Genomic DNA, 22,979 nt, shown 5'->3' with positions numbered 1-22,979 from the left:
ATAAAGCAATCTGCGTCCGTTCTGCAATCAAGGCCAGATTATCGTACAAAGTAGTGCTACAATCTCGACGGAATGATGGTAAGAGAAGATGATTTATAAGGATAATTGAATCCTTACTGAAGCGAATTGCGTAATTAACCATTTTGTGGTTACGGAGTTTTGGATATTAATGGAATACTGTGAGGAATATACTTATACTCAAATGGGGATGTTAGATCAGTTGTTTATGTAATTTTTCAATCAACGGGCGCGATAACAACATACTCAATCTACTCAGATTTAGCGAAAATGAAATTTACCATTCACTAAGAATGTTCTAATAATCATAAATATAATGTAAGAAGGAGGTGAAATATATAATGTGGATATTCCTAATGCCTATTTTAGTGCTTATAACTTTTGGTCTGTTAGTTGATTGGAAAAGCAAAAGAAATAGGAACATCCATCAGGAAACCATTAACCAACATACGAAACCGGAAGAGAGTTTGAATTACACTATGGAAGGCGACCTAAATTCACCCAGTGGTTATTTGTAAACGGTTAAGGAAAATGAGGGCCTACAATCGTATAATAGTATTTACAATTTAATAAAACAATGATCGGACACGATTGACGTATAGAAATAGACCCTTAGTTGATTGGAGTGGAAGCCGGCGACTCCTTGGGGATTAGCGAAAGCCGTAACGAAGAACGGCTTTTGCGAGTAAAAGCGTAGCGTTACGAGCAATGTTTATTGCCACCCTAAGTGAGCAAGAATGCCAAAACGGATGCCTTAATTTCTGCAAAGGGCGCAGAAATACGGCAAAGCGAACCCTGCGCTGTTCGCTTGGCTCACCGCACGCCCCCAGGAAAGCGTCCGGCTGGAACGCAAATCAACGGTTATTATAGCTATTCCATTTAAGGGCGCGCTTTCGAATTAAAGGATAGACAAAAAAATGCACAGGCATAATAACCTGGGCATTTTTTTCTTATAGAAATACGCTTAATCCGAATAAAATACTAGAAGCGACCATCGCCGCAACCATCATATATACAACAAACTTTTGAACTTTTTTATTGCTCATAAGGCAATTCTCCTTACCATTCGATATACATACATTTTAACAGAACTACAGAAATTCTCAAGGTGTAGCGGAATTATTCACAAAACGTTACAATGAAATAGGGAGGGGATTCGAGATGAAAAAAGTAGATCATATCGGGATAGCCGTAAAAGATTTAACGAAAGCACTTCCATATTACATAGATACGTTGGGACTTACCTTGCTTGGAATTGAAGAAGTTGAAAACCAGAAAGTGAAAGTGGCATTCTTAGATGCCGGAAACGTGAAGCTTGAATTGCTAGAGCCAATCGGTGAAGATGGTGCGATTGCGAAGTTCATCGAAAAACGTGGAGAAGGAATCCATCATATCGCTTTCGGGGTAACCGACATTCGAAGTCGAATGCTTGAATTGAAGGAAAAGGGTGTCAACCTGCTTCAGGATGAGCCTAATTTAGGCGCTGGGGGGGCAGAGGTGGCTTTCATGCATCCAAAATCTTCGTTCGGTGTGCTTTATGAACTATGTGACAAAGGGGACAAGGAAAATGGACATTTATGATAAAATCAATGAATTATACGATAAGAAAAGAGAAATCGAGTTAGGTGGGGGTGACGAGCGAATTGCAAAACAGCATGAAAAAGGGAAGCTGACAGCTCGTGAACGTATCAATCTTTTATTAGATGAAGGATCATTTGTTGAATTGAATCCATTTGTCGTTCATCGAACACGCGACTTCGGAATGGACAGACAGACGGGTCCTGGAGACGGAGTTGTCACTGGTTATGGAAAGATTGATGGACGTCCAGTTTACCTGTTTTCTCAAGATTTCACTGTATTCGGTGGAGCCCTTGGTGAAATGCATGCGATGAAAATTGCTAACGTCATGGATCTTGCTGCAAAAAATGGTGCTCCCTTCATCGGATTGAATGATTCAGGCGGAGCACGTATTCAAGAAGGTGTCGTTTCATTGGATGGCTATGGAGAGATATTTTATCGAAATGCTATCTACTCTGGCGTTATCCCGCAAATTTCCGTCATTTTGGGCCCATGTGCGGGCGGTGCTGTTTATTCGCCAGCAATCACTGATTTTGTCCTCATGACAGATGAAACGAGCCAGATGTTTATTACAGGACCCAAGGTGATAGAGACTGTAACAGGTGAAAAAATAACATCTGAAGACTTAGGTGGTTCAAAAGTACATAACTCAATTAGCGGTAATGCGCACTTCAGAGGTAAGGATGAAAAGACGGTATTGGAACAAGTTCGTCATCTACTTTCCTATCTACCGCAAAATAATAACGAAAAGGCTCCAATTTTGAAAGCGGATCCAAGCGACGATTATCGTAAAGATTTGGCGGACGTTGTGCCGTTTGAAACGACCCGTCCATATGATGTTCGAAAAGTTATTGAGCAAGTTGTCGATGAAGGATCTTTCCTTGAAGTGCAGGCGGAATTTGCGAAAAATGCAGTTGTTGGATTTGCGAGGATGAAAGGTGAATCGGTTGGTTTGGTTTGTAATCAGCCTAAAGTGATGGCTGGCGGGCTTGATATCAATTCTTCCGACAAAATTGCCAGGTTCATACGAACTTGTGATTCGTTCAATATCCCGGTAATCACTTTTGAAGATGTTACCGGATTTTTCCCGGGTGTCAAACAAGAGCATGGAGGAATCATTCGTCACGGCGCTAAAATTCTTTATGCCTATTCTGAAGCTACCGTTCCTAAGATTACGGTCATCTTACGTAAAGCATTTGGAGGGGCATATGTAGCCTTGAATTCAAAAGCGATCGGCGCGGATGTTGTCTATGCATGGCCAAATGCAGAAATTGCGGTAATGGGAGCGGAAGGGGCAGCGAACATCATTTTTGCACGTGATATCATGAACAGCGATAATCCGGAAGCAACTAGGGCTGAAAAGATTGAAGAATATCGCATGAAATTTGCAAATCCATATGTTGCGGCATCGCACGGTATGGTTGATGATGTCATCGATCCAAGGGAAACTCGTATTAAATTATTGCAAGCCCTTGAAATGATGCGAAATAAACAGGAAAATAGGCCTTGGAAAAAACATGGGAATATCCCGTTATAATCGAGAATTTCGAAGGAGAGATAAATGATGAATGCTCAAAGATTATTGGAAGAGTTTTTCGAACTTGTACAAATCGATTCAGAAACAAAACACGAAGAAGTCATTGTCACTGTGTTAAAAGAGAAACTGGAAGCACTTGGCTTTTCAGTTTTTGAAGATGATACAAAAGAAGTCACAGGTCACGGAGCTGGAAATCTAATAGCTACATTAAAGGGCACAGTAGAAAAAGCGGATCCGATTTATTTCACTTGTCATATGGATACAGTAGTGCCTGGAAAAGGCATTAAACCTGAGTTGCGGGAAGATGGCTACATTTACTCCGATGGAACGACGATTTTAGGGGCGGATGATAAAGCGGGCCTTGCAGCTTTATTTGAAATGGTAAGGGTTTTGAAGGAAAGCGGCCAGCCTCATGGTGATATTCAATTTATTATTACAGCGGGTGAAGAAAGTGGGCTTGTTGGTGCTAAGGCGATGAATCCTTCATTAATTAAAGCTAAATATGGCTACGCAGTTGACAGCGACGGGAAGGTAGGCGGCATTGTGACAGCTGCACCATACCAGGCAAAGCTTCAGACGACTATCTATGGAAAGACTGCACATGCAGGAGTGGCACCTGAAAAGGGTGTTTCCGCCATTAATATTGCTGCAAAATCAGTTGCTGCAATGACGCTCGGACGGATTGACCTTGAAACTACCGCAAACATCGGTCGATTCGAAGGTGGACAGGCAACCAATATTGTATGTGATGAAGTTCGGATTTTAGCGGAAGCCCGTTCTATTAATCCGGAAAAACTGGATAAACAGACTAAGCATATGGTCGAAACATTTGAAAAAACTGCGGCTGCGATGGGAGGGAAAGCTGACACTGAAGTGAAGTTAGCGTATCCTGGTTTTAGTTTTGGGGAAGAGGCAGAAGTTGTTCAAACGGCGATGGAGGCAATCCGCAATATTGGCAGGACACCGGAATTGATGACAAGCGGTGGTGGCAGTGACGGAAACGTATTTAATGGCGCAGGTGTCCCAACTGTCACTTTATCTGTCGGCTATGAGGAGATCCATACGAAGAATGAGCGCATGCCGGTTGAAGAATTGAATAAGCTTACCGAGTTATTGATCGAAATTGTTCGTATTGCAGCCACGAAAGGATCCTGAGCATGGGCAATTTGAAAGCGGTTATCGTTCAATGCGGTCAAGAAGAATACGCCTTGCCCCTAAATATTGTCATTTCCGTTGAAAAGTTGCAGCATGTGAACCCGATTCCTCATCTCCCTGAATATATGCTTGGTTTGATGAAAATACGGGGAGAGCTAGTTCCTATTTTGGATTTTCAATGGATTTTATACGACAATTCGGCCAAGGAACATAAAAATGCAAAAGTTGTTGTCGTTAAAACAGAAGGTCTGGATATCGGTTTACTCGTCCTTGATGCAAAGGAAATTCTTGATATTTCCAAAGACCAATTTTCATCATCCGAATTATTAGCCCATTCAAAGACACCTTATTTTACAACAATCGCTAATTTGGAGGAACGTATGATCACAGTTGTTGATCCGCAAATTCTTTCAGAGAGGCTTACTGGAATGGAAGTAATTGGCGACTATATTCGCGCCCTAAAAGCAAAGGAAATGTAAAAGACAACCGGATGGATGCATCCATCCGGTTTACTCATTAAAAATGGAGTGAGGCAAATGACAGCTATCAGGTCGTCACACCCTAGAGTCATCCTACATCTTGATATGAATAGTTTTTTTGCTTCGGTTGAACAGGCACATGACCCGAAATTGAAAGGAATACCAATGGCGGTAGCTGGGAATCCGAAGGAAAGGCGTGGTATTCTTGTCACTTGCTCATATGAGGCAAGGGCACTTGGTATCTATACAACCATGTCTGTAGGTGAAGCTAAACGAATTTGCCCTGAACTGGTCACAGTCCCGCCCGATCACGAGAAATACCGAATCGCTTCCGATGCGGTATTTTCAATTTTAAGGACCTATACCGATCTTGTCGAACCAGTGTCAATTGACGAGGCTTTCATTGATATTACAGATATAGGCGGTTTGACGGATGCTATACAGATTGCAACGCATATGCAACAACGGATTTTGAATGAATTGGATTTGCCTTGCTCAATAGGAATTGCCCCGAATAAGTTTCTTGCCAAGACTGCATCCGATATGAAAAAACCGATGGGTATCACAATTTTACGGAAAAGGCAGGTACCGGAAATTCTATGGCCACTTCCTGTTATTGAAATGCATGGCATTGGGCAGAGTACAGAAAAGCGGTTGAACGAAATCGGTGTTAAAACAATCGGGGATCTTGCCAAAGTTGAAGAAGCGCTTATTAAAACCACTTTAGGTAAAAATGGAGTACGCCTCCGTAACCGTGCAAACGGTAATGATCATCGAATTGTTGACCCTGAAGCGGCGGAAGAGCGAAAGAGTGTTGGTAGCTCTACAACATTACCAATAGACGAAACCGAATTGGATTCTTGTCTTGAAATATTAAAGAAATTGGCATCGAACGTATCCAGACGGTTAGATCGAAATGGGTTGGCAGGTACTGTCGTTATGATTCAAATCCGTACTTCTGATTGGCGTAACCAAACCCGGAGCCGTACAGTATTGAATCCTTTATATAAACCAACTGACATTTTCAAAGAAGCGGCAGACTTATTCAAACGACATTGGGACGGCGAACCTGTAAGATTATTAGGAATTACTGTTTCCAACACCATTCCAATGAATGAGTTGTATGAACAACTATCTATTGATAATTATGAAATGCATGCGAAAGAAGCAACAGTGGATGAACTTGTTGCAAAACTTGAGAAGAAATTCGGTCCTAATTCGGTTAAGCGAGGACTGTAAGAAAGGAACGAATTAGATGGAAATCGTATTTTTAGGTACAGGTGCAGGCATGCCCTCAAAATTACGCAACACTTCCTCATTAGTCCTAAACCTTTCAGCTGAGCAGGGGGGATATTGGATGTTTGATTGCGGCGAAGCAACCCAACATCAATTGCTTAGAACATCCATCAAACCAAGGAAAATCAATAAGATTTTCATTACCCATTTACACGGAGATCATATTTTTGGTTTGCCTGGCTTCCTTGGTTCACGTTCATTTTTGGGTGGGGATGAGGAGCTGACCATTTACGGTCCAGTCGGAATAAAAGAATGGATCATCACTTCGCTTAGAATTACGAAAACCCATTTAACATATCCGTTGACGATAAAAGAGATTGAAGAAAGTGTTCTATTCGAGAATGATCATTTTAAAATTACAACAAAAGAACTTGAACATGTTATTGAGTGCTTTGGTTTTAAAATTGAGCAAAAGCCACTGCCTGGAAAATTGCTGATTGAAAAAGCGAATGAAGCTGGAGTACCGAAAGGACCACTACTGAAAAAGTTGAAAGACGGGGAAGACGTTCAGTTAGAAAATGGACAATACGTTTATAGCAAGGACGTTACTGGCCTTCCGCAAAAAGGGTTTACAATCACAATACTTGGGGATACGCGATATTGTGCCGCAGCGCTTGAGTTGGCAACTGATGCTGATATCTTAGTCCATGAAGCTACTTTTGATAGTGATACAGGTGATTTGGCAAAGGATTACGGTCATTCTACAATTGCGGATGCTGCACGAGTTGCCAAAGAAGCGAATGTGAAAGCTTTAATTGCAAATCATATTAGTGCGCGTTTTATGCCAAGTGATATCGCAACATTAAAGGAGCAAGGCACCGCTATCTTCCCGAATCTCCACATCGCCGAGGATTTTAGCCAATTTGAATGGAAAGATGAACAATTAGTGAAAAAATAAGCTGTCGCACTGTCAATAATGACTGCGACAGCTTTTTATTAATATAAATCCCTTAAAAATTCCATCCTCTTGCGTATTGAACTGGCGGCTCAATTTCGACGCCCAATTCCTTGGCTGCTGAATATGCCCAATAGGGATTCCTCAACAAAACGCGCGCGAGTAAAACTAAATCGGCTCGGTCATTCTTCAAAATTTCTTCTGCTTGAAGGCCAGATGTTATTAATCCGACTGCGCCTGTTGCAATTCCTGCATCTTTTTTAATTAACTCGGCGTAAGGTACTTGATAACCCGGATAAGCATCTATTTTCGCAGGAACAACAGCTCCTGAACTCACATCTATCAAATCAACACCCTGTGTCTTCATCCACTTCACCATCTCAACGTAAAGGTGAGGAGTCATGCCACCGTCCACATAATCCTCTGCAGAAATCCGGACAAATAGTGGGCCATCCCATACTGAACGAACGGCATCGATAATTTCTCGTAAAATTCGATATCGATTCTCGGATGATCCACCATAAGCATCTTCTCGCTTATTTGATAATGGAGATAGGAATTCATTGATAAGATAGCCATGTGCACCATGCAATTCAATTACATCAAAACCCGCCTGCTTAGCTCGGATTGCACCATCCTTGAATGCATTGACCACTGTCTTAATATCTTCCACTGTCATCTCAACAGGTGTCTTATACTGTTCATTGAATCGAATAGCACTTGGCGCATAAATGTCACCGTCTACAGTCGCTTTCCGACCGGCATGAGCAAGTTGAATGCCTGTCTTTGCACCATGCTGTTTCATAAGACGTACAATTTCAGAAAGTCCTACAAGGTGCTCATCGCTCCAAATCCCGAGATCTTGGGCTGAAATACGACCTTCCGGTAAAACCGCTGTCGCTTCGACGATTATCAATCCGACTTGTCCGACAGCACGAGTTGCATAATGGGTTTTATGCCAATCTTCCACTTTTCCGTCCAGATTGTGAGAAGAGTACATGCACATCGGTGCCATAACAATCCGATTTTTAAACTCTACACCGCGTATTGAATATGGTGAAAATAATTTTGCCATTTTCTTACCCCCTTCGGTTACAATAACCAAAGTATATCAAACTGCCTGACAAAAAGTGTTTTGTTTGCTTCAATATCGCGGTGCATCTTCAAATGTAAAGGCTCACATATAATCTTGGAAGAAATAGACGACGCCTACTACAAGAGCTAACGCCATCACTATAATAGATATTTTCCATACACTGACAGGTGCATGGCCGCTTACTTTACCTGTTTGACCATTTACTAAAAAGCGGTAAACCTTATTATTATAATTAAATGAAGAAATCCAAAGTGGCAGTAAAATATGCTTAAAAGTAATGCCGTCATACATTGTATTAACGTTAACAATCCGAACTTCATCACCGGTTTCCTTCCTGAGAATGCCGTTTCGAATGCGGGAGTCAATAATATCCCTTGCCGAATACCATCCATTTTTCAGTGAAATCGAGTAACGCTCAGCAAGGAATCCGGAAAGATATTCCGTGCGATAATCAAGCAGACTTGAAAGCTGGAAAGGCTCAACTCTATCAATCAAACCGGAAGCTACATTTTTTGAAGCCTTAACAAGGATATCATCGTAAAATTTCTTGTATGTTCCGCGTTTTGTACGCCATCTAATCTTCCGGACTTGTTCAGTAATCTGTTCGGTCTTCCCGTCACGATGAACTGTCCGGGTCTCCATGACATAATAATAGGTACCGATCTTCACGGTATAGGCGGATGTTGTGTCCGAATCGAAAGTCCAATACGGAATATAAGCACCGTTGATCTTTTGAAGCTCATAATTATGTTTCAATTTTGAAGGGGCAAAATATCGTTTTGCAATCCATTTCTTGAATTTTTTAACAGCTTCATCTTTTGAAATCTGAAAAGGGATGACTAACGCTGGTTTGATGCCGGCATCATTTTCAGTAACCGTAATATGTGAAGAACCGCAGAATGCACAAAAATCGGCAATTTTGTCTTTATCCAATAAAGTTTCCGCTCCGCAGCCGTCACATTTGAAAACCCTTTTTTCGTCTCCCCAGCTATGATCGGCTTTATCAAGTGCATCCAAATAGTCATGCTCGGTCGTATTTTCCCTAGTTGCCTCAATTTCAATTTCTGTTCCGCAAAACGGGCATTTCAATCCCTTTGTAGTAGGATCATATACCGCATTACCCCCACAAGAGGCGCACTGGTTCACTTCAGTAACCTCAATTTTGTTTTCATCCATGAAGTCATCTGTATTATCCAATTTAGTCATCTAACTTCACCTCTTCACACTTCAAGTCCCTCTCCACAATCACCACAAAACTTGGCTGTTGGACCATTAACTGCTCCACAAGCTCCGCAATTTTTCTCGGTTACTTGTTTTGTTCCGCATTCTCCGCAAAACTTCGAGCCTTCTTTAATTTCCGCTTTACAATTAATGCATGGCACGGTCTCCTGTTGGACTGATTTGCCGCAATCCGGACAGAATTTTGCAGTAGCCCTAATTTGTGACTGGCAATGAGGACAAGCCATTTTTGTAGGTTCAGCCGAAGGGGCAGCTTGTTGCTGATTTTGTATTAAAGCAGAAGCCATCACATTTCCGATTGCGGCTCCCGCGCCGATGCCTGCACCTGTCGCTGCCATCCCCCCACCTTCATTGCGGGCAGCATCGCGGAGTGCTTCAGCCGCTTGGTATTGCGTGTACGTATTCATGTTTCCAAGTACGCCAATTGTCGTCCGCTTGTCCATTGCTTGCTCGACTTCTTTTGGCAACGACAGATTCTCAATATATAGGGAAGTGATTTCAAAGCCGAATTTGGCGAATCGTTCCTGCATCTTTTCTTTACCTTCTGTACTAAGCTCGTCATAATGCATCGCAAGGTCAAGCGCCGGAATTTGTGATTCGGCAAAAAGATCTGTCAATCCTGATAAGACCATCTTTTTTAAATGACTTTCAATATTGCTTGTATCATAAGATGCATTTGTTCCGAATAACTCCTTCAAAAACACAACTGGATCCGACACTTTATAGGAATAAATCCCGTAGCCGCGCAAACGGATCATACCGAAATCGGGATCACGCATCATAATAGGGTTTGAAGTTCCCCATTTTTGGTCAATAAACTGCTTTGTATTTACAAAATAGACTTCCGCCTTGAAAGGGGAATTGAATCCTGTTTTCCAAGATTTCAGCTTCGTTAAAATCGGCATGTTTTGGGTATATAAAACATGGTGGCCAGGGGTGAATACATCAGCGATTTCGCCTTCATTCACAAAAATCGCCACTTGTGACTCCCTGACAATCAGGCTTGCACCCATTTTGATTTCATTATTTTGCACTGGAAAACGATATACCATAGTAGTAGAGCTCTGATCTGTCCATTCAATGACTTCGATAAATTGGCTCTTGAAAAAATTAAAAAATCCCATATCGATCCCCCTTGAAAAAAGTTATGGTCATTATATCATACTACGTACAAGGAGCTTGAAAGTTTCAAGGAGTTTTTCAAGGGTGACGTAGGTTTGCAAAAGAGGTACAATGAAATGAATACTTATTCAGTAAATCTGTTTCAATTTTGAAGGAGTTTATTATATGATACATAAAATTGCTATTCCTACACCTTTCGCGGTTGGTGACGTTAATGCGTTTGTCGTAAAAGGGGATGCATTGTCACTTGTTGACGCAGGTCCGAAAACACCAGAAGCATACGAAGCGCTAAAACAAGGTTTAAAAGAGATAGGTTATACATTCAATGATATCGAGCAAGTTATCTTAACTCACCATCATCCAGATCATGCAGGTTGGATGGACGCTTTTGATAGAGCGGAAGTGATCGGTCATCCATACAATGATCTTTGGTTGAAAAGAGATTCCGAATTTATGAGTTATCACGATAGATTTTACTTGGAACGTTTGAAGGAGGAAGGGGTCCCTAAGTCTGAATTCCATTGGATTGAAAAGATGAAACGTCCAATCAGCTTGATGGGAAATCGAACGTTGGACAGGACAATCGGGGAAGGCGACGAGTGGACAGGGCATCCTAATTGGATTGTCTTGGAAACACTTGGACATGCTCAAAGTCATATTGCTCTATTCAATGAGAAGACGGGTGAAATGATTGGAGGAGATCTTGTTCTTGAAAAAGTGTCGTCCAATCCATTGATTGAACCCCCTGCAGATCCAAAAGCAGATCGTCCGAAGTCTTTATTGCAATACAATGCATCATTAACAAGACTATTGGACCTACCGTTAGAAATCGTATACGGAGGTCATGGGAATGAAGTGCGTGATGTCCATGCGTTAATCAAAACAAGATTACAGAAACAACAGGACCGCGCAATGAAAGTACATGGCATGCTGAAGGAAGGAAGCAAGACAATTTATGAGCTCACTCAGCAACTATTCCCTGCGGTTTACGAAAAGGAATTAGGACTCACTTTGTCCGAAACGATTGGGCAAGTTGATTATTTATTATCAAAAGGGCTCGTACGGGAGAATGTCGGAGAAGGTGGCGTCTTGTATTATGACCAAGCGTAAAGTATTGATAACCGGTGCGACGAGTGGCGTCGGTTTTGCAGTGGCAATGCGCTTGTTGGCGGATACGGATAACTATACGGTCATTGGAACTGGAAGAGCGCCGGATAAGTTATGGGAACTACATAATGAGGGGGCAGAAGCTTTTCCGGCAGATGTAACAAACATGGATGAAATAGAGAGGGTTTTGGATAATACCGGGGAGCCGGATATTGTCATATTTTCCGCGGGCGTCGGTCTTTTCGAGTCAGCTCACTTAATGCCTAATGAGTCGATTCGCTCTATGATGGAAACGAATGTTATTGCTCCGATTGAACTGACCAAGCGCATCTTGCCGCATATGATGGACCGTCAAAAAGGTCACCTTATTTACATCGGATCACAGGCTGGGAAAGTAGCGACGCCTAAAGCGTCAGTCTACGCGGCGACGAAGCATGCCTTAATCGGCTATACGAACGCATTGCGTATGGAAGTTGCTGAATTCGGCATTGACGTCAGCGTCATTCATCCAGGTCCAATCGACACGCCATTCATTGATGGAGCGGATCGGACAGGGAAGTACCGGGCATCCTTAGGAAAACATTTATTGCAAGTAGATACGGTTGCTGATGCAGTGTTGAAAACGATTGATAATCCGGTTCGGGAGGTTAATCTCCCTAAAATTATGGGTCTGACAAGTAAACTTTATTTAATCGCACCTAAATTGGTAGAAAAGTTGGGTCGGAAATATTTCACGAAGAAATAGCTGTCCATTGTGGACAGCTATTTTCATTGAGATCATGCAAGCGAGCGTGGAAACATATAAAAAACCATGCGGGATAAGCTAAAATATTCCTTTCCATGTTATACTAATATCAAATTACACTAGCAGGGAAGTGTGGGAATGAAAACGGTTACGATTGAAGACATCGTGAAGCGGTTCAAACTGGAAGTGCTCATCGGGCATAACCGATTAGATAGAGTATTGAAAAAGACAAAAGTGAGAAGGCCAGGGTTAGAGTTCATGGATAAGTTCGACTTCATCGCTAAGGAACATGTACAAATCCTTGGGAAAAATGAAATCAATTATTTGCACACCTTATCGGACGAGGAATGCAAGTTGCGAATTGCCAATATAGTCGAGTATGACCCTCCTTGTATTATTATTACCTCCAATCAGGAAGAGCCGCTTGGGCTTCAGCGATACTGTACAGAAAAGCACATACCCGTTCTACGGACACCCGACTCGATGACAGAGATGAGTGCCAAGTTAGATGCATATGTTACGAAAGAAATGGCTCCTGAGATTGCAGTTCATGGGGTATGTGTGAATGTAGCTGGAATCGGAATTTTATTGCGTGGAAAATCGGGAGTCGGAAAAAGTGAAACGGCACATACATTAATTGGGCGGGGACATCGGCTGATTGCGGATGATATCGTCGTTCTAAAAAAACTGAGTCCACAGACACTTTTAGGTACACATGATGAGAAGAATAAAGAATTCCTTGCCTTACGAAGCATCGGGCTTCTTAACGTAGTACGGCTTTACGGCCGGGCGGCATTTCAAGAAGAGAGCCGGATTGCCCTCGATATTGAGTTGACGGAGTGGCAGGAAAATACGCTGAATAATGAACTTGAACTGGACGAAAAATTCAAGACGTATATGGATGTCCCAGTTCCACATATTCAAATTCAATTGCAACCAGGAAGAGATGTGGCGGGGTTGATTGAAGCAGCGGCGAATAATTGGTATTTGAAACAGCAAGGGTATAGCGCTGTGGAGGAATTCATGAAGCGGCTTGAACCCGAATTTGAAGAATAAAATTAGCCTGCAACCCTATTGGGGATTAGCAGGCTAATTTTATTTATTTTCTTTCAAATCTTAAATATCGGGTCCCTTGGAATGTCAGCATTCCAATGTCACCTTCTGCAAGCATTCCGTACTCCTTGGCTCCAACAGCCAATTCCATCCGATCTCCGCTTTCAACTTGGAATGTTGCATAGTACCATGTGGAGGCAGACGAATCGCCGCTTCCACCTGAAGTGTGTGCCCGCTTCGTCACAACATGCGCGGGTATTGTCAGCCGAGGTGAATTATTGTTCTTGGACCACTGTCCGATTCCTTTAATGATCATGAAAATGAAAAATCCGAAAACTAATGCGGAAATTGCAGTGATGAAAATAGGTCCAAAGGAAAACATGAAATTATCGAATGCGTTAAATCCCATCGCGGCACCTCCATACCAATCTACTCTACTTTACGTATGATAGGGAACATAGTTTCAAATAGTGGCTATTGAATAATCGCTTCAACCATAACTTCGACATTTCCTTTTAACGCCCTGCTTATCATACATGAATCTTCCGCTTTCATAATCAGTCTCTCCGCTATTCGTTTCTTATCTTCTGTCGTATCTTCAGCCAAAACGAGCTCTGGCTTATGTATAATTTTTTTATAGGTTACTACGCCGTTTGTGTAGTCAACAACCCCGACAGATTCCATTGTCAAACTTGTCTTTTCAATGTCGCTTCTTTCAAGTATGGCTGCAAGTGTGATGATATAACAGGTTGCGGCCGCACCAAGCAACATCTCATCTGGATTTGTCCCAACTCCGGGCCCATCCATTTCAACAGGTATCGAAACCTCTGTCTTCAAATTCAACGTTTCTATCGTCCCTACATCATTACGTAATCCTGGCCAGTCTGCTTTTAAGTGAAATAAATGTTCTGCCATAATTCCAACCACCCTTTAAATGAATTAGTTATAGTATAATTCATAATTCTTCTATTTTGTAGTTGTCGGTTTAATCGCAAAATAGTAAAGTTAAGAGAAATAGCTATTTTAGGAGAGTGGGAGTTGGCGCGATGAAAATCGAATATGGAGATTATATAATTCCTGATGAAGTAAACAAGTTGATAGAATTGGAAAATACATTGATCAAATAAGAGTGCAATTAAGGAGGGGAACTCAATCAAAAAGTTAATTGTACCATTTATCTTTTTGCCAATCCTGTTATTGTTTGCGTGTCAGTCAAATAATATGGATAAGGATTTACATTTTGTGGGCGAGGATAAAAATTGGTTCTCAAAAGTAACTGTTAATCAGAATGATGGGCAAGAAACCTATCGAGTTCATTTTGAATACATAGGAGATAATCTACAGGATATCAAAACATTTGGTTTCTATGTTCAATCGAAAAATAACGGTGTAATTAGTTTTGGTGGGGATGATTTAACTTTAAACAAAGAAGGTGCATTTTTTAGGGACTTTCCAATTTCCAACAGCCGTTCAACAAATAAAAATGATAAGTTAGAAATGAAAATAGAATGGAATGGAAGCAGTGAAGTATTTACTTTACTAAACCAGAGCAATAATTCCAAATAGAAAAAAAGGCAGTGGGAATGAATTACAACATTCCTACTGCCTTTTCATCTTTTCGAATAAATGTGAAAAAATCCACTTCGCCTATTGAACGAAATGAATGAGTATGGTAAATTTATAAAGATGGACATTGTTCAATTAATATTAATATATTATCCCTATTTTAATTGTACAACATAATCCGTTCATAAGTCAACTCTTTTACTCATAAAAAAGGAGTGTTTTCTATGAAATCAACTTTTCAGCAGGAGCAACAGCGGGTGGATCATGTAATGGGAGTCATTCAAGAACGAATTCACAAATTGGGAGAAGATACGGCGCGGCAACGGGATGAAGTTGTGAAGATCCGAAAACATTTTTGGGATGAAGTTAAAGTCAACACGGATTCGTTTGATGATTATCTTGAAACGATTATCGGTTTAAGACAAGAAGCGCAAGCCCTTGCAGTCAGTCAAAGTACACATCGGCTTTCATCTAAGAGATTATCCACGCTAAAGCGAATGAAGGAATCACCTTATTTTGGCCGGATTGATTTCATTGAAGAAGGGGTTCTTAGTGAGGAAGAAATTTATATCGGAATAGCCACTTTAACAGACGACAGTGGGGAAGATTTTCTGATTTATGACTGGAGAGCTCCTATTTCAAGTGTTTACTATGATCATCAACCTGGCGAGGCATCATATAGTACTCCGGGCGGCGTGATCCGTGGCACGTTGGAGAAAAAATGGCAGTATTTAATCGGTGGTGGGGTGCTCCAATCCATGTTCGATACAAGTCTCACAATCGGGGATGAGATTTTACAAATTGTATTAGGCAAAGGCACCGACAAGCATATGCATAATATTGTGGCGACTATTCAGCAGGAGCAAAATCGGATTATCCGTCACGATTCCGGTAAACTTCTCATTGTTCACGGTGCAGCTGGAAGTGGTAAAACATCTGCAGCACTGCAACGAATCGCATATTTACTGTACAAATATCGGGACAGTATGAGTGCCGACCAGATTATATTGTTTTCACCGAATTCATTATTCAATAATTATGTGTCCAATGTCCTTCCGGAGCTTGGTGAAGAAAACATGCAGCAAGTCACATTTCAAGAGTATCTGAACTTTCGTCTAAGCAATGAATTCAAAGTGGAGAACCCGTATGAGCAATTGGAATACGTTTTGACTGGTGAGAACACGTCTTTCTATCAGTCGAGAGTTGCCGGAATTCGTTTCAAAGCTTCTACTCCTTTTTTTGAAGCGATTGAATCGTATAGAAGAGGGTTAGAGACAGCCGGAATGGTATTTAAGGATTTGCTCTTTAAGGGGAAACCTCTCATTTCAAGACGGGAAATCGAAGAAAGATTTTATAACAGCGATACTACACTACGATTCCATAATCGCCTTGAAAAGTTAAAGGATTGGCTAATGAAGAAAATAAGTGAAGTTCAAAAGAATGAACGAAATAAGCCGTGGGTTGAAGAGGAAATCGAATTGCTTAGTGACGAGGCCTATCATAAGGCGCATAAGCACTTGGCAATGAAGAAAGGGTTTAAGGGGGCAGCTACCGCTGACTATGAAATGGAAATTGAAGATCTTTCCCGATTGATTGTTCAGCAAAGATTTAAATCGTTGCGGAAACAAATTCAGGAATATAATTTCATAGATATGAAAGAAATCTATAAGCAGTTATTTATAAGCCCAAATTATATTAAGGAATGGCTTGAAAAAGATTGGCCGACAGATTGGCCGTCAATTTGTCAAATAACGCTTGATTCGATAGATAAAGGGAAGTTGCTTTATGAAGATGCCACCCCGTTTTTACTATTAAATGAGCTGATTCAAGGCTTTCAGACAAACAGGACGATTAAACATATCGTTGTCGATGAGGCGCAGGACTATTCTCCGTTCCAATTCGAATACTTGCGTCGACTATTTCCTGCAGCGAAGATGACCGTATTAGGCGATTTCAATCAAGCGATTTTTGCTCATGCAAGTGGGCGGGTTGATTTCCAAGCACTAACGGGATTATATGGACCGGATAATACGGATGTAGTCAACTTGGCTCGAAGCTATCGTTCAACAAAACCGATTATCGAATTCACACGTTATCTTGTGCCGAATAGTAAAGAAATTATTCCATTCGAACGTGATGGGGAGCATCCTATACTAACAAAACTGGTGAATTTCGATGAATTGCATAGCCATATCACTTTTAAAATTGGTGAGTTACAAAATCTTGGCTACAATACGATTGCAATCATTTGTAAGTCGGTGGAGGAAAGTACGCGTGCTTATGAAGCGTTGGCTGGGATTGCGGATAGTAAGCATGTGAAAAGTGGATCGATGGAATATAAACAAGGAGTCGTTGTTATTCCTTCTTATTTAGCTAAGGGCATAGAATTCGATGCTGTCATTATTTACGATGCCTCGGAGGAGGTTTACGGCGATGAGAGCCTGCGCAGAATTTTTTATACGGCTTGTACAAGGGCTATGCATTTTTTGCAATTGTATTGTGTCGGTGAGCCGACCCTGTTGCTGAGAGACGTTCCGGGGGATTGTTATATTCAAGATTAATCTGAGAAAAAGGTGGTAGGAATGAATTAATCCTTCATTCCTACTGTTTTAGTGTGCCCGCATTCCCGGCAGGTGTCCCCGCAAATCGTGAAAGTGTGCCCACAAGCAGGAGGTCTCCCCGTAAAACCGGCAAGTGTGCCCGCATTTCCGACAGGTGTCCCCGCAAATCGTGAAAGTGTGCCCGCAAATTCGTGATAATTTTTCGCGCGTCCAAAGCCGCCCCGCTAATAAAGGATATTGCACCTTATCTATCGAATAGATAACTAACAGGTATTAGGGGGAATACATATGAAATACGACGTCATCGTTGTAGGAGCTGGTCTGGCTGGCCTTGTCGCCACCACCGAATTGGTCAAAGCCGGTAAGAAGGTTTTATTAGTCGATCAGGAATCCGAAGAGTTTTTAGGGGGGCAGGCATGGTGGTCTTTCGGTGGACTATTTCTTATCAATTCACCTGAACAAAGGCGGCTTGGCATTAAGGACTCCTTCGAACTTGCAAGGCAGGATTGGATGGGAAGTGCTACGTTTGATAGGGAAGAAGATGAGGATGTTTGGGCGAAACAGTGGGCTGAAGCTTACCTCGAATTTGCGGCTGGTGAAAAAAGGGAATGGTTGCATTCGCTTGGTATCCGTTTCTTCCCGATAGTCGGTTGGGCTGAGCGTGGGGGATATTTAGCAGAAGGTCACGGTAATTCAGTCCCCCGCTTTCATATTGTTTGGGGAACGGGACCAGGGATAGTTCAGCCATTCGAAAAGGCTGTGCGAGAAGGAAAGGAAAAGGGGCTTGTCGATTATCAACCTCGTCATCAAGTTGATGAACTACTGACGGAAAACGGAGCAGTCATTGGTGTTCAGGGGTCAATTCTTGAACCAAGCGATGTCAAAAGAGGAGAATCAAGTTCACGGATTGTCATCGGTGAGTTTACTTACAAAGCGCCTGCTGTTATTGTGTGCAGCGGCGGGATAGGTGCGAACCTTGATATGGTCAGAGAAAATTGGCCGAAACGACTTGGAAATCCCCCACAAAGGATGATTTCAGGTGTGCCTGCCCATGTCGACGGAAGGATGCTTTCGATATCTGAAAAAGCTGGTGGACGAATCGTAAACGAAGATCGGATGTGGCATTATACGGAAGGTATCAAGAATTGGAGCCCGATATGGCCATCCCACGGCATACGCATTCTTCCCGGTCCCTCATCCATATGGTTGGATGCAGAAGGAAAACGGTTTGCTGCCCCGAATTTTCCAGGGTTTGATACACTTGGAACGTTACAGGCGATTCAGGCATCGGGATATGATTATTCATGGTTCATCCTTACCGCGAAAATTATTGAAAAAGAATTTGCATTGTCGGGGTCTGAACAGAACCCTGATTTGACTGGAAAAAGCATCAAGCAAGTTCTGTCAAGGATATTACCAGGTCCACCAAAACCTGTTAAAGCATTTATGGATAATGGCGAGGATTTCATTGTCGCAAATACACTTAAAAAGTTAGTTGAGGGAATGAATCTCGTTGCAGGCAATGATTTATTGGATGTCAATGCTATCGAGCGTCAATTGCTTGCAAGGGATCGGGAAATGGAAAACAACTTCACGAAAGATCTCCAAATAACAGCTTTACGAGGTGCAAGGAATTATATTGGGGATAAATTAATACGGGTCGCAAAACCTCACAAAATCCTTGACCCTAAAAACGGGCCACTTATTGCAGTTCGACTTAACATTTTAACAAGAAAAACATTAGGTGGGCTTCAAACGGATCTTGATGGGCGCGTTATGAATGAATTCGGAAAAGCGGTACCTGGATTATATGCAGCTGGTGAAGTTGCAGGATTTGGTGGTGGCGGGGTGCATGGGTACCGTGCGTTGGAAGGGACCTTTTTAGGTGGTTGCCTATTTTCAGGTAGACAAGTCGGACGCAAGCTTAGCGGGAATTAAAAAGAAGAGCATCTCCCATGAAGTGGGAAATGCTCTCTATCAAATTGTTATACCAGGTTTCCTTGCATACTTTAGATAGACTACAAAGAACAAACAAGCGCTGAGGAAACGTAATATCGAATTAATGTACATCGCTGATTCGACACCATGACTATTCAACAACCAAATTCCAATTTGAGGTGCAATGAACGCAACAACAGACAACAACACATTGTAAGTAGTAATACAATACGTTCTAACTTCGGCTGGAGATTGTTCCAATAGCAGATTAAATAATAGCAACACAACCCCGGCAAGGAAAAATCCTGAGGAGGTCTGGATTATTGTGATATAAAATAGATTCGTAGACAATACGGTGAGAAAAGGGGTTGTTGCCATCCCGACCGCTGCCCAGACAAAAACCAATGTGTTCGACTTTTTCTCCGCCCACTTTTTCCATAGTGGAAATGAAATGATTTGTGCTAACATGCTTCCTACAGAAAACATACTAATCCAAAAGATGGTGACACCGACAACCCTAACATGATAGATATTGAATATACCCCACGCCATCTGCCATGCAAAATTAAAGAATAAGGCCGCCACTAAAAAGGATACGTAATTTTTATATTTAAAAATGGACCAATCCATAGTTTTCTTCCTAAGCGATGTTTCATCCATTTTTGCGGGTTGCTCATCATGCTTCATCAATAGGAAAACTTCAAGTAAGCCGAAGAAAAAGGCGATTCCGAATAAGACTTGGTAGGCAATTACATTTTCAGAAGCATCCTTCATCAGAATACCGATCAACAGTGTTGAAAAAAGCCCCACAACCGTTAATAAACGGTTCCGATCACTAAAAAAGGTTCCTCGGTTGGACTCTGGAACAAGGCCACTTATAAATGTCTGCCATCCGACGTTTGCAACAGTATTCGGCAAGTTCATAAGTGCAATAATGACTAAAAACATCCACGCTTGTGTAGGCTTAGACGGAATAAAGACGAGCGCGATTATTAACAGAAACATCATTCGCGCGAGCAAAACCGAAACAGCAACAAGTTTCTTCTGTGTTTGTGCACGGTTTAAAAGAATTGCCGCCGGGATTGTCATTAGTAGTGCCATTAACGGGGGGAGTGAACTTATTAACCCAACTTGGTAATTCGTTGCTCCTAAAATAGTGATTGCAAAAATCGGGAAAAAGTTACCCGAAAAGTTTACTGCTATAGTTGAAGCCATGCCATGATAGATGCTTATTTTTTCATTGTATGTACGCATTAGTCACTCCACATTTCTAGTAAAAACCCTCGTAAACAGAATTATATACTTAGATTCGCAGAAAACAAGTCCAATTAGAAATATATCTTAAAATTATAGTCGCAAAACCATTGAGAATGGTTTGGTAATTGTTAATCATCAATTTCCTACAGTGTTTTTTTAGAGGGAAACGTGGAATAGTTAAAGGAAGATTATTTTATAGAAATGAAGTATAATCGATAAGTTAATGGGTGGAAAAGGAGGAACTTATGTTTTTTATTGAAGCGAAACGAATTATTGTGGTAATATTCGGGGCTCTATTGATGGCGATTTCATTGAACTTCTTCCTCATAAACGCCAATGTATACGCAAGTGGGTTTTCTGGAGCAGCTCAGCTTGTTTCCAGTATTTTGAATGATCAATTTGGAGTTTCTCTAAGTACAGGGATTTTACTATTATTATTCAATATTCCTGTATTCATTTTAGGCTGGTTTAAGGTTGGTAGGGGTTTTACTATTTATAGTATTATCTCTGTTGCTTTTACAACCCTGTTTCTTGAGGTCTTGCCTGTTCTTTCATTATCCAATGATATTATTCTAAATGCGGTTTTTGGTGGGGTAATAGCGGGAGTAGGGGTTGGTTTATCTTTAAAGCTTGGTGCGTCCACTGGCGGAATGGATATTGTTGCTATGGTACTATCTCGCTTGCAAGATAAGCCGATAGGAACCTATTTCTTATTGTTGAATGGAATCATCATCGTTCTTGCGGGATTTTTATATGAACCGGAGAATGCGCTCTATACGATGGTTGCACTGTATGTCACTACGTCAGTCATTGATATGCTGCATACGAGACATGAAAAGGTGACGGCAATGATCATTACTCATAAAGCGGATAAGCTTCAACAAGCAATTCATGAGAAAATGGTTCGTGGAATTACGATTGTACCGGCGAAAGGCGCGTATTCCGGGGAAGAGAAAAGCATGCTTTATTTAGTAATTACCAGATATGAGTTATATGATTTAGAAAAAATCATTAACGATGTTGATTCGCAAGCCTTTACTAATGTCGTTCAAACTGTAGGTATTTTCGGCTTCTTTAGAAGAGAAGGAGAGGCTGTAAAATAACAAAAAGAGGCATCCCGCTGAAATTGGGTTGCCTCTTTTAATATTACTCTGTTACATTCTCCGTATCTGCGATATCTTTCGTATCGCTAAGGAAGTTATTCAACGCTTCAATGTTTTTTTCCATATCGATATCAAGAACTGCACCTACATAGTCTACTCGTTTATCAGAGTACGAGCCATCTACCGGAAGTCGCAAAGTCTCGATTTTTTCGGATTTATTGTCCATAATGCCTTTACCGATTGAAAGGATCGTCATCTTATCAAGATTCGTATCAACATAGGCATCTGCAGCGCCTAAAAGCTTAGGTAAGCTCAAAATGCTATGAATGCTAACAGCTTCGTCTTTCAATTTTGAGAGTACTTCCTGTTGACGTTCCACTCGGCCAAAGTCATTTTTATAATCATGTCTGAAACGTACATATCCTAAAAGTTGATCTCCGTGAAGTACTTGCTTGCCGGGTTTTAGAGTCATATAAATCCCATGTTCCATCGTGTAGGGAATATCAACTTCTATACCGTCTGGCGCAATTATATCGGCAATCTTTGGAAAGCCTTTGAAATCAACCATTGCGTAATAATGTATATCTAAGCCGAAGTTTTCTTTTATCGTTTGACGGACTAGTTCGGGACCTCCAAAAGGATAGGCAGCGTTAATCTTTTGCTTTCTATGTCCCGGTATATCCACGTAAATATCACGCATCAGGGAAATAAGTTTTACTTTTTTCGTTTTTTGATTGTAATTGGCTATCATTAAAGTGTCTGAATGTCCGTCCTCGTTTTTACGAGCGTCAGATCCTAATAGCAATACATTGAGCTCACCGAATTGTGGTTCTGGACCGTCAAAAATTCCAAAATCCTCATTTTGTCCTTTTAATGTCCCATCTCCAGAAAGGGATAACCCTTTATTGTATTGATCTATCCAATAATAAACTCCGAATGCAAGTAATACTAAAACTATACCTATGCCGATTCCCGCTTTTTTTCTTTTTTTATGTTTTCTTATTTCGTTCCTATTCAAGTAGATCACCGCCTTAACTATATAAAATCAATATTTATTAACGTGGTTGATTAGCACGCGTATCATAACACCAAATAAACTTATGGGCAAGTGTTATTTTCACTACATATAGACGTATTAGGACGTAAAAAGTTTGCATAGTTTACTTAAAAAGAGTATTACAATAATTAGATGTGAAAAAAGAGTGAATGTGAGAGACTTCCCCATTCACTCTTT

At 41.2% G+C, this 22,979-nt stretch carries 21 protein-coding genes; 13 read left to right on the top strand and 8 right to left on the bottom strand.

What is annotated here, in order from left to right:
• Nucleotides 1-968 precede the first annotated feature (968 nt).
• The gene (gene prli42, locus P5G49_RS09660) at nt 969-1,064 is read right to left on the bottom strand and encodes a stressosome-associated protein Prli42 (protein ID WP_301243439.1); all 96 of its coding nucleotides are present in this window, start codon (nt 1,062-1,064) and stop codon (nt 969-971) included.
• A 115-nt stretch (nt 1,065-1,179) separates the two neighbouring features.
• Between prli42 and mce the strand changes: the two genes are divergently transcribed.
• Genes mce through rnz form a run of 6 tightly spaced genes read left to right on the top strand, consistent with a single transcriptional unit; the run spans nt 1,180 to nt 6,961 of the window.
• Nucleotides 1,180-1,599: a methylmalonyl-CoA epimerase gene (mce, locus tag P5G49_RS09655; protein WP_301243437.1), complete on the top strand. Its 420-nt coding sequence runs from the start codon at nt 1,180-1,182 to the stop codon at nt 1,597-1,599.
• The gene (locus P5G49_RS09650; protein WP_301243435.1) at nt 1,586-3,133 is read left to right on the top strand and encodes an acyl-CoA carboxylase subunit beta; all 1,548 of its coding nucleotides are present in this window, start codon (nt 1,586-1,588) and stop codon (nt 3,131-3,133) included. Before mce ends, P5G49_RS09650 begins: the two co-directional genes overlap by 14 nt.
• A 27-nt stretch (nt 3,134-3,160) precedes the next feature.
• Complete coding sequence (locus tag P5G49_RS09645) at nt 3,161-4,288, top strand: M20/M25/M40 family metallo-hydrolase (RefSeq protein WP_301243531.1); 1,128 nt, start codon at nt 3,161-3,163, stop codon at nt 4,286-4,288.
• Between the two features lie 2 nt (nt 4,289-4,290).
• A complete protein-coding gene (locus P5G49_RS09640; RefSeq protein WP_301243433.1) occupies nt 4,291-4,767 on the top strand; it encodes a chemotaxis protein CheW in 477 nt (158 codons plus the stop codon).
• 57 nt (nt 4,768-4,824) lie between these two features.
• Nucleotides 4,825-6,006, top strand: a complete 1,182-nt coding sequence (locus P5G49_RS09635) for a DNA polymerase IV (protein WP_301243431.1) — start codon at nt 4,825-4,827, stop codon at nt 6,004-6,006.
• Nucleotides 6,007-6,022: 16 nt separating this feature from the next.
• The gene (rnz, locus tag P5G49_RS09630; protein WP_301243429.1) at nt 6,023-6,961 is read left to right on the top strand and encodes a ribonuclease Z; all 939 of its coding nucleotides are present in this window, start codon (nt 6,023-6,025) and stop codon (nt 6,959-6,961) included.
• 52 nt (nt 6,962-7,013) lie between these two features.
• On the opposite strand, the gene namA is transcribed toward rnz, so the two are convergent.
• The 3 genes from namA to P5G49_RS09615 form a co-directional block, all read right to left on the bottom strand.
• A complete protein-coding gene (namA, locus tag P5G49_RS09625) occupies nt 7,014-8,033 on the bottom strand; it encodes an NADPH dehydrogenase NamA (RefSeq protein WP_301243427.1) in 1,020 nt (339 codons plus the stop codon).
• A gap of 102 nt (nt 8,034-8,135) precedes the next feature.
• The gene (locus P5G49_RS09620) at nt 8,136-9,260 is read right to left on the bottom strand and encodes a hypothetical protein (RefSeq protein ID WP_301243425.1); all 1,125 of its coding nucleotides are present in this window, start codon (nt 9,258-9,260) and stop codon (nt 8,136-8,138) included.
• Nucleotides 9,261-9,274: 14 nt separating this feature from the next.
• A complete protein-coding gene (locus P5G49_RS09615; RefSeq protein WP_301243423.1) occupies nt 9,275-10,417 on the bottom strand; it encodes an SPFH domain-containing protein in 1,143 nt (380 codons plus the stop codon).
• Between the two features lie 163 nt (nt 10,418-10,580).
• Here P5G49_RS09615 and P5G49_RS09610 point away from each other — a divergent pair, with 163 nt between their 5' ends.
• The 3 genes from P5G49_RS09610 to hprK all read left to right on the top strand — a co-directional run bounded on the left by P5G49_RS09610 (nt 10,581) and on the right by hprK (nt 13,323).
• Nucleotides 10,581-11,525 (top strand): MBL fold metallo-hydrolase, encoded by a 945-nt coding sequence (locus tag P5G49_RS09610; protein WP_301243421.1) that lies wholly within the window; start codon nt 10,581-10,583, stop codon nt 11,523-11,525.
• A complete protein-coding gene (locus P5G49_RS09605) occupies nt 11,512-12,267 on the top strand; it encodes an SDR family NAD(P)-dependent oxidoreductase (protein ID WP_301243419.1) in 756 nt (251 codons plus the stop codon). The genes P5G49_RS09610 and P5G49_RS09605 overlap by 14 nt, the downstream gene beginning before the upstream one ends.
• Before the next feature lie 138 nt (nt 12,268-12,405).
• Nucleotides 12,406-13,323 carry an HPr(Ser) kinase/phosphatase gene (gene hprK, locus P5G49_RS09600; RefSeq protein ID WP_301243417.1) on the top strand — a complete coding sequence of 306 codons (918 nt, stop codon included), beginning with the start codon at nt 12,406-12,408 and terminating at the stop codon, nt 13,321-13,323.
• A gap of 43 nt (nt 13,324-13,366) precedes the next feature.
• Here the strand turns inward: hprK and P5G49_RS09595 are convergent, their stop codons facing one another.
• Together P5G49_RS09595 and P5G49_RS09590 are read right to left on the bottom strand one after the other, a co-directional pair.
• The gene (locus tag P5G49_RS09595) at nt 13,367-13,729 is read right to left on the bottom strand and encodes a DUF2500 domain-containing protein (protein ID WP_301243415.1); all 363 of its coding nucleotides are present in this window, start codon (nt 13,727-13,729) and stop codon (nt 13,367-13,369) included.
• A gap of 65 nt (nt 13,730-13,794) precedes the next feature.
• Nucleotides 13,795-14,235, bottom strand: a complete 441-nt coding sequence (locus P5G49_RS09590) for an OsmC family protein (RefSeq protein ID WP_301243413.1) — start codon at nt 14,233-14,235, stop codon at nt 13,795-13,797.
• Nucleotides 14,236-14,562: 327 nt separating this feature from the next.
• Here P5G49_RS09590 and P5G49_RS09585 point away from each other — a divergent pair, with 327 nt between their 5' ends.
• From P5G49_RS09585 to P5G49_RS09575, 3 genes are all read left to right on the top strand, one after another.
• Nucleotides 14,563-14,886, top strand: coding sequence for a hypothetical protein (locus P5G49_RS09585; RefSeq protein WP_301243411.1), 324 nt, complete (start codon nt 14,563-14,565; stop codon nt 14,884-14,886).
• Nucleotides 14,887-15,110: 224 nt separating this feature from the next.
• A complete protein-coding gene (gene helD, locus P5G49_RS09580; protein ID WP_301243409.1) occupies nt 15,111-17,447 on the top strand; it encodes an RNA polymerase recycling motor HelD in 2,337 nt (778 codons plus the stop codon).
• A 288-nt stretch (nt 17,448-17,735) separates the two neighbouring features.
• The gene (locus P5G49_RS09575) at nt 17,736-19,385 is read left to right on the top strand and encodes an FAD-binding dehydrogenase (RefSeq protein WP_301243407.1); all 1,650 of its coding nucleotides are present in this window, start codon (nt 17,736-17,738) and stop codon (nt 19,383-19,385) included.
• 39 nt (nt 19,386-19,424) lie between these two features.
• Here the strand turns inward: P5G49_RS09575 and P5G49_RS09570 are convergent, their stop codons facing one another.
• Nucleotides 19,425-20,639, bottom strand: coding sequence for an MFS transporter (locus tag P5G49_RS09570; RefSeq protein WP_301243405.1), 1,215 nt, complete (start codon nt 20,637-20,639; stop codon nt 19,425-19,427).
• Nucleotides 20,640-20,887: 248 nt separating this feature from the next.
• Between P5G49_RS09570 and P5G49_RS09565 the strand changes: the two genes are divergently transcribed.
• A complete protein-coding gene (locus tag P5G49_RS09565) occupies nt 20,888-21,745 on the top strand; it encodes a YitT family protein (protein ID WP_301243403.1) in 858 nt (285 codons plus the stop codon).
• Between the two features lie 43 nt (nt 21,746-21,788).
• Here P5G49_RS09565 and P5G49_RS09560 read toward each other — a convergent pair whose 3' ends face one another.
• Nucleotides 21,789-22,763 carry an LCP family protein gene (locus P5G49_RS09560; protein WP_301243401.1) on the bottom strand — a complete coding sequence of 325 codons (975 nt, stop codon included), beginning with the start codon at nt 22,761-22,763 and terminating at the stop codon, nt 21,789-21,791.
• Between the last annotated feature and the right edge of the window lie 216 nt (nt 22,764-22,979).

The sequence above is a fragment of the Sporosarcina highlanderae genome (assembly GCF_030433715.1).
Taxonomy (GTDB): domain Bacteria; phylum Bacillota; class Bacilli; order Bacillales_A; family Planococcaceae; genus Sporosarcina; species Sporosarcina highlanderae.
The sequence above is the reverse complement of the archived record's forward strand: the minus strand, read 5'-3'. Positions and strand labels throughout refer to the sequence as shown.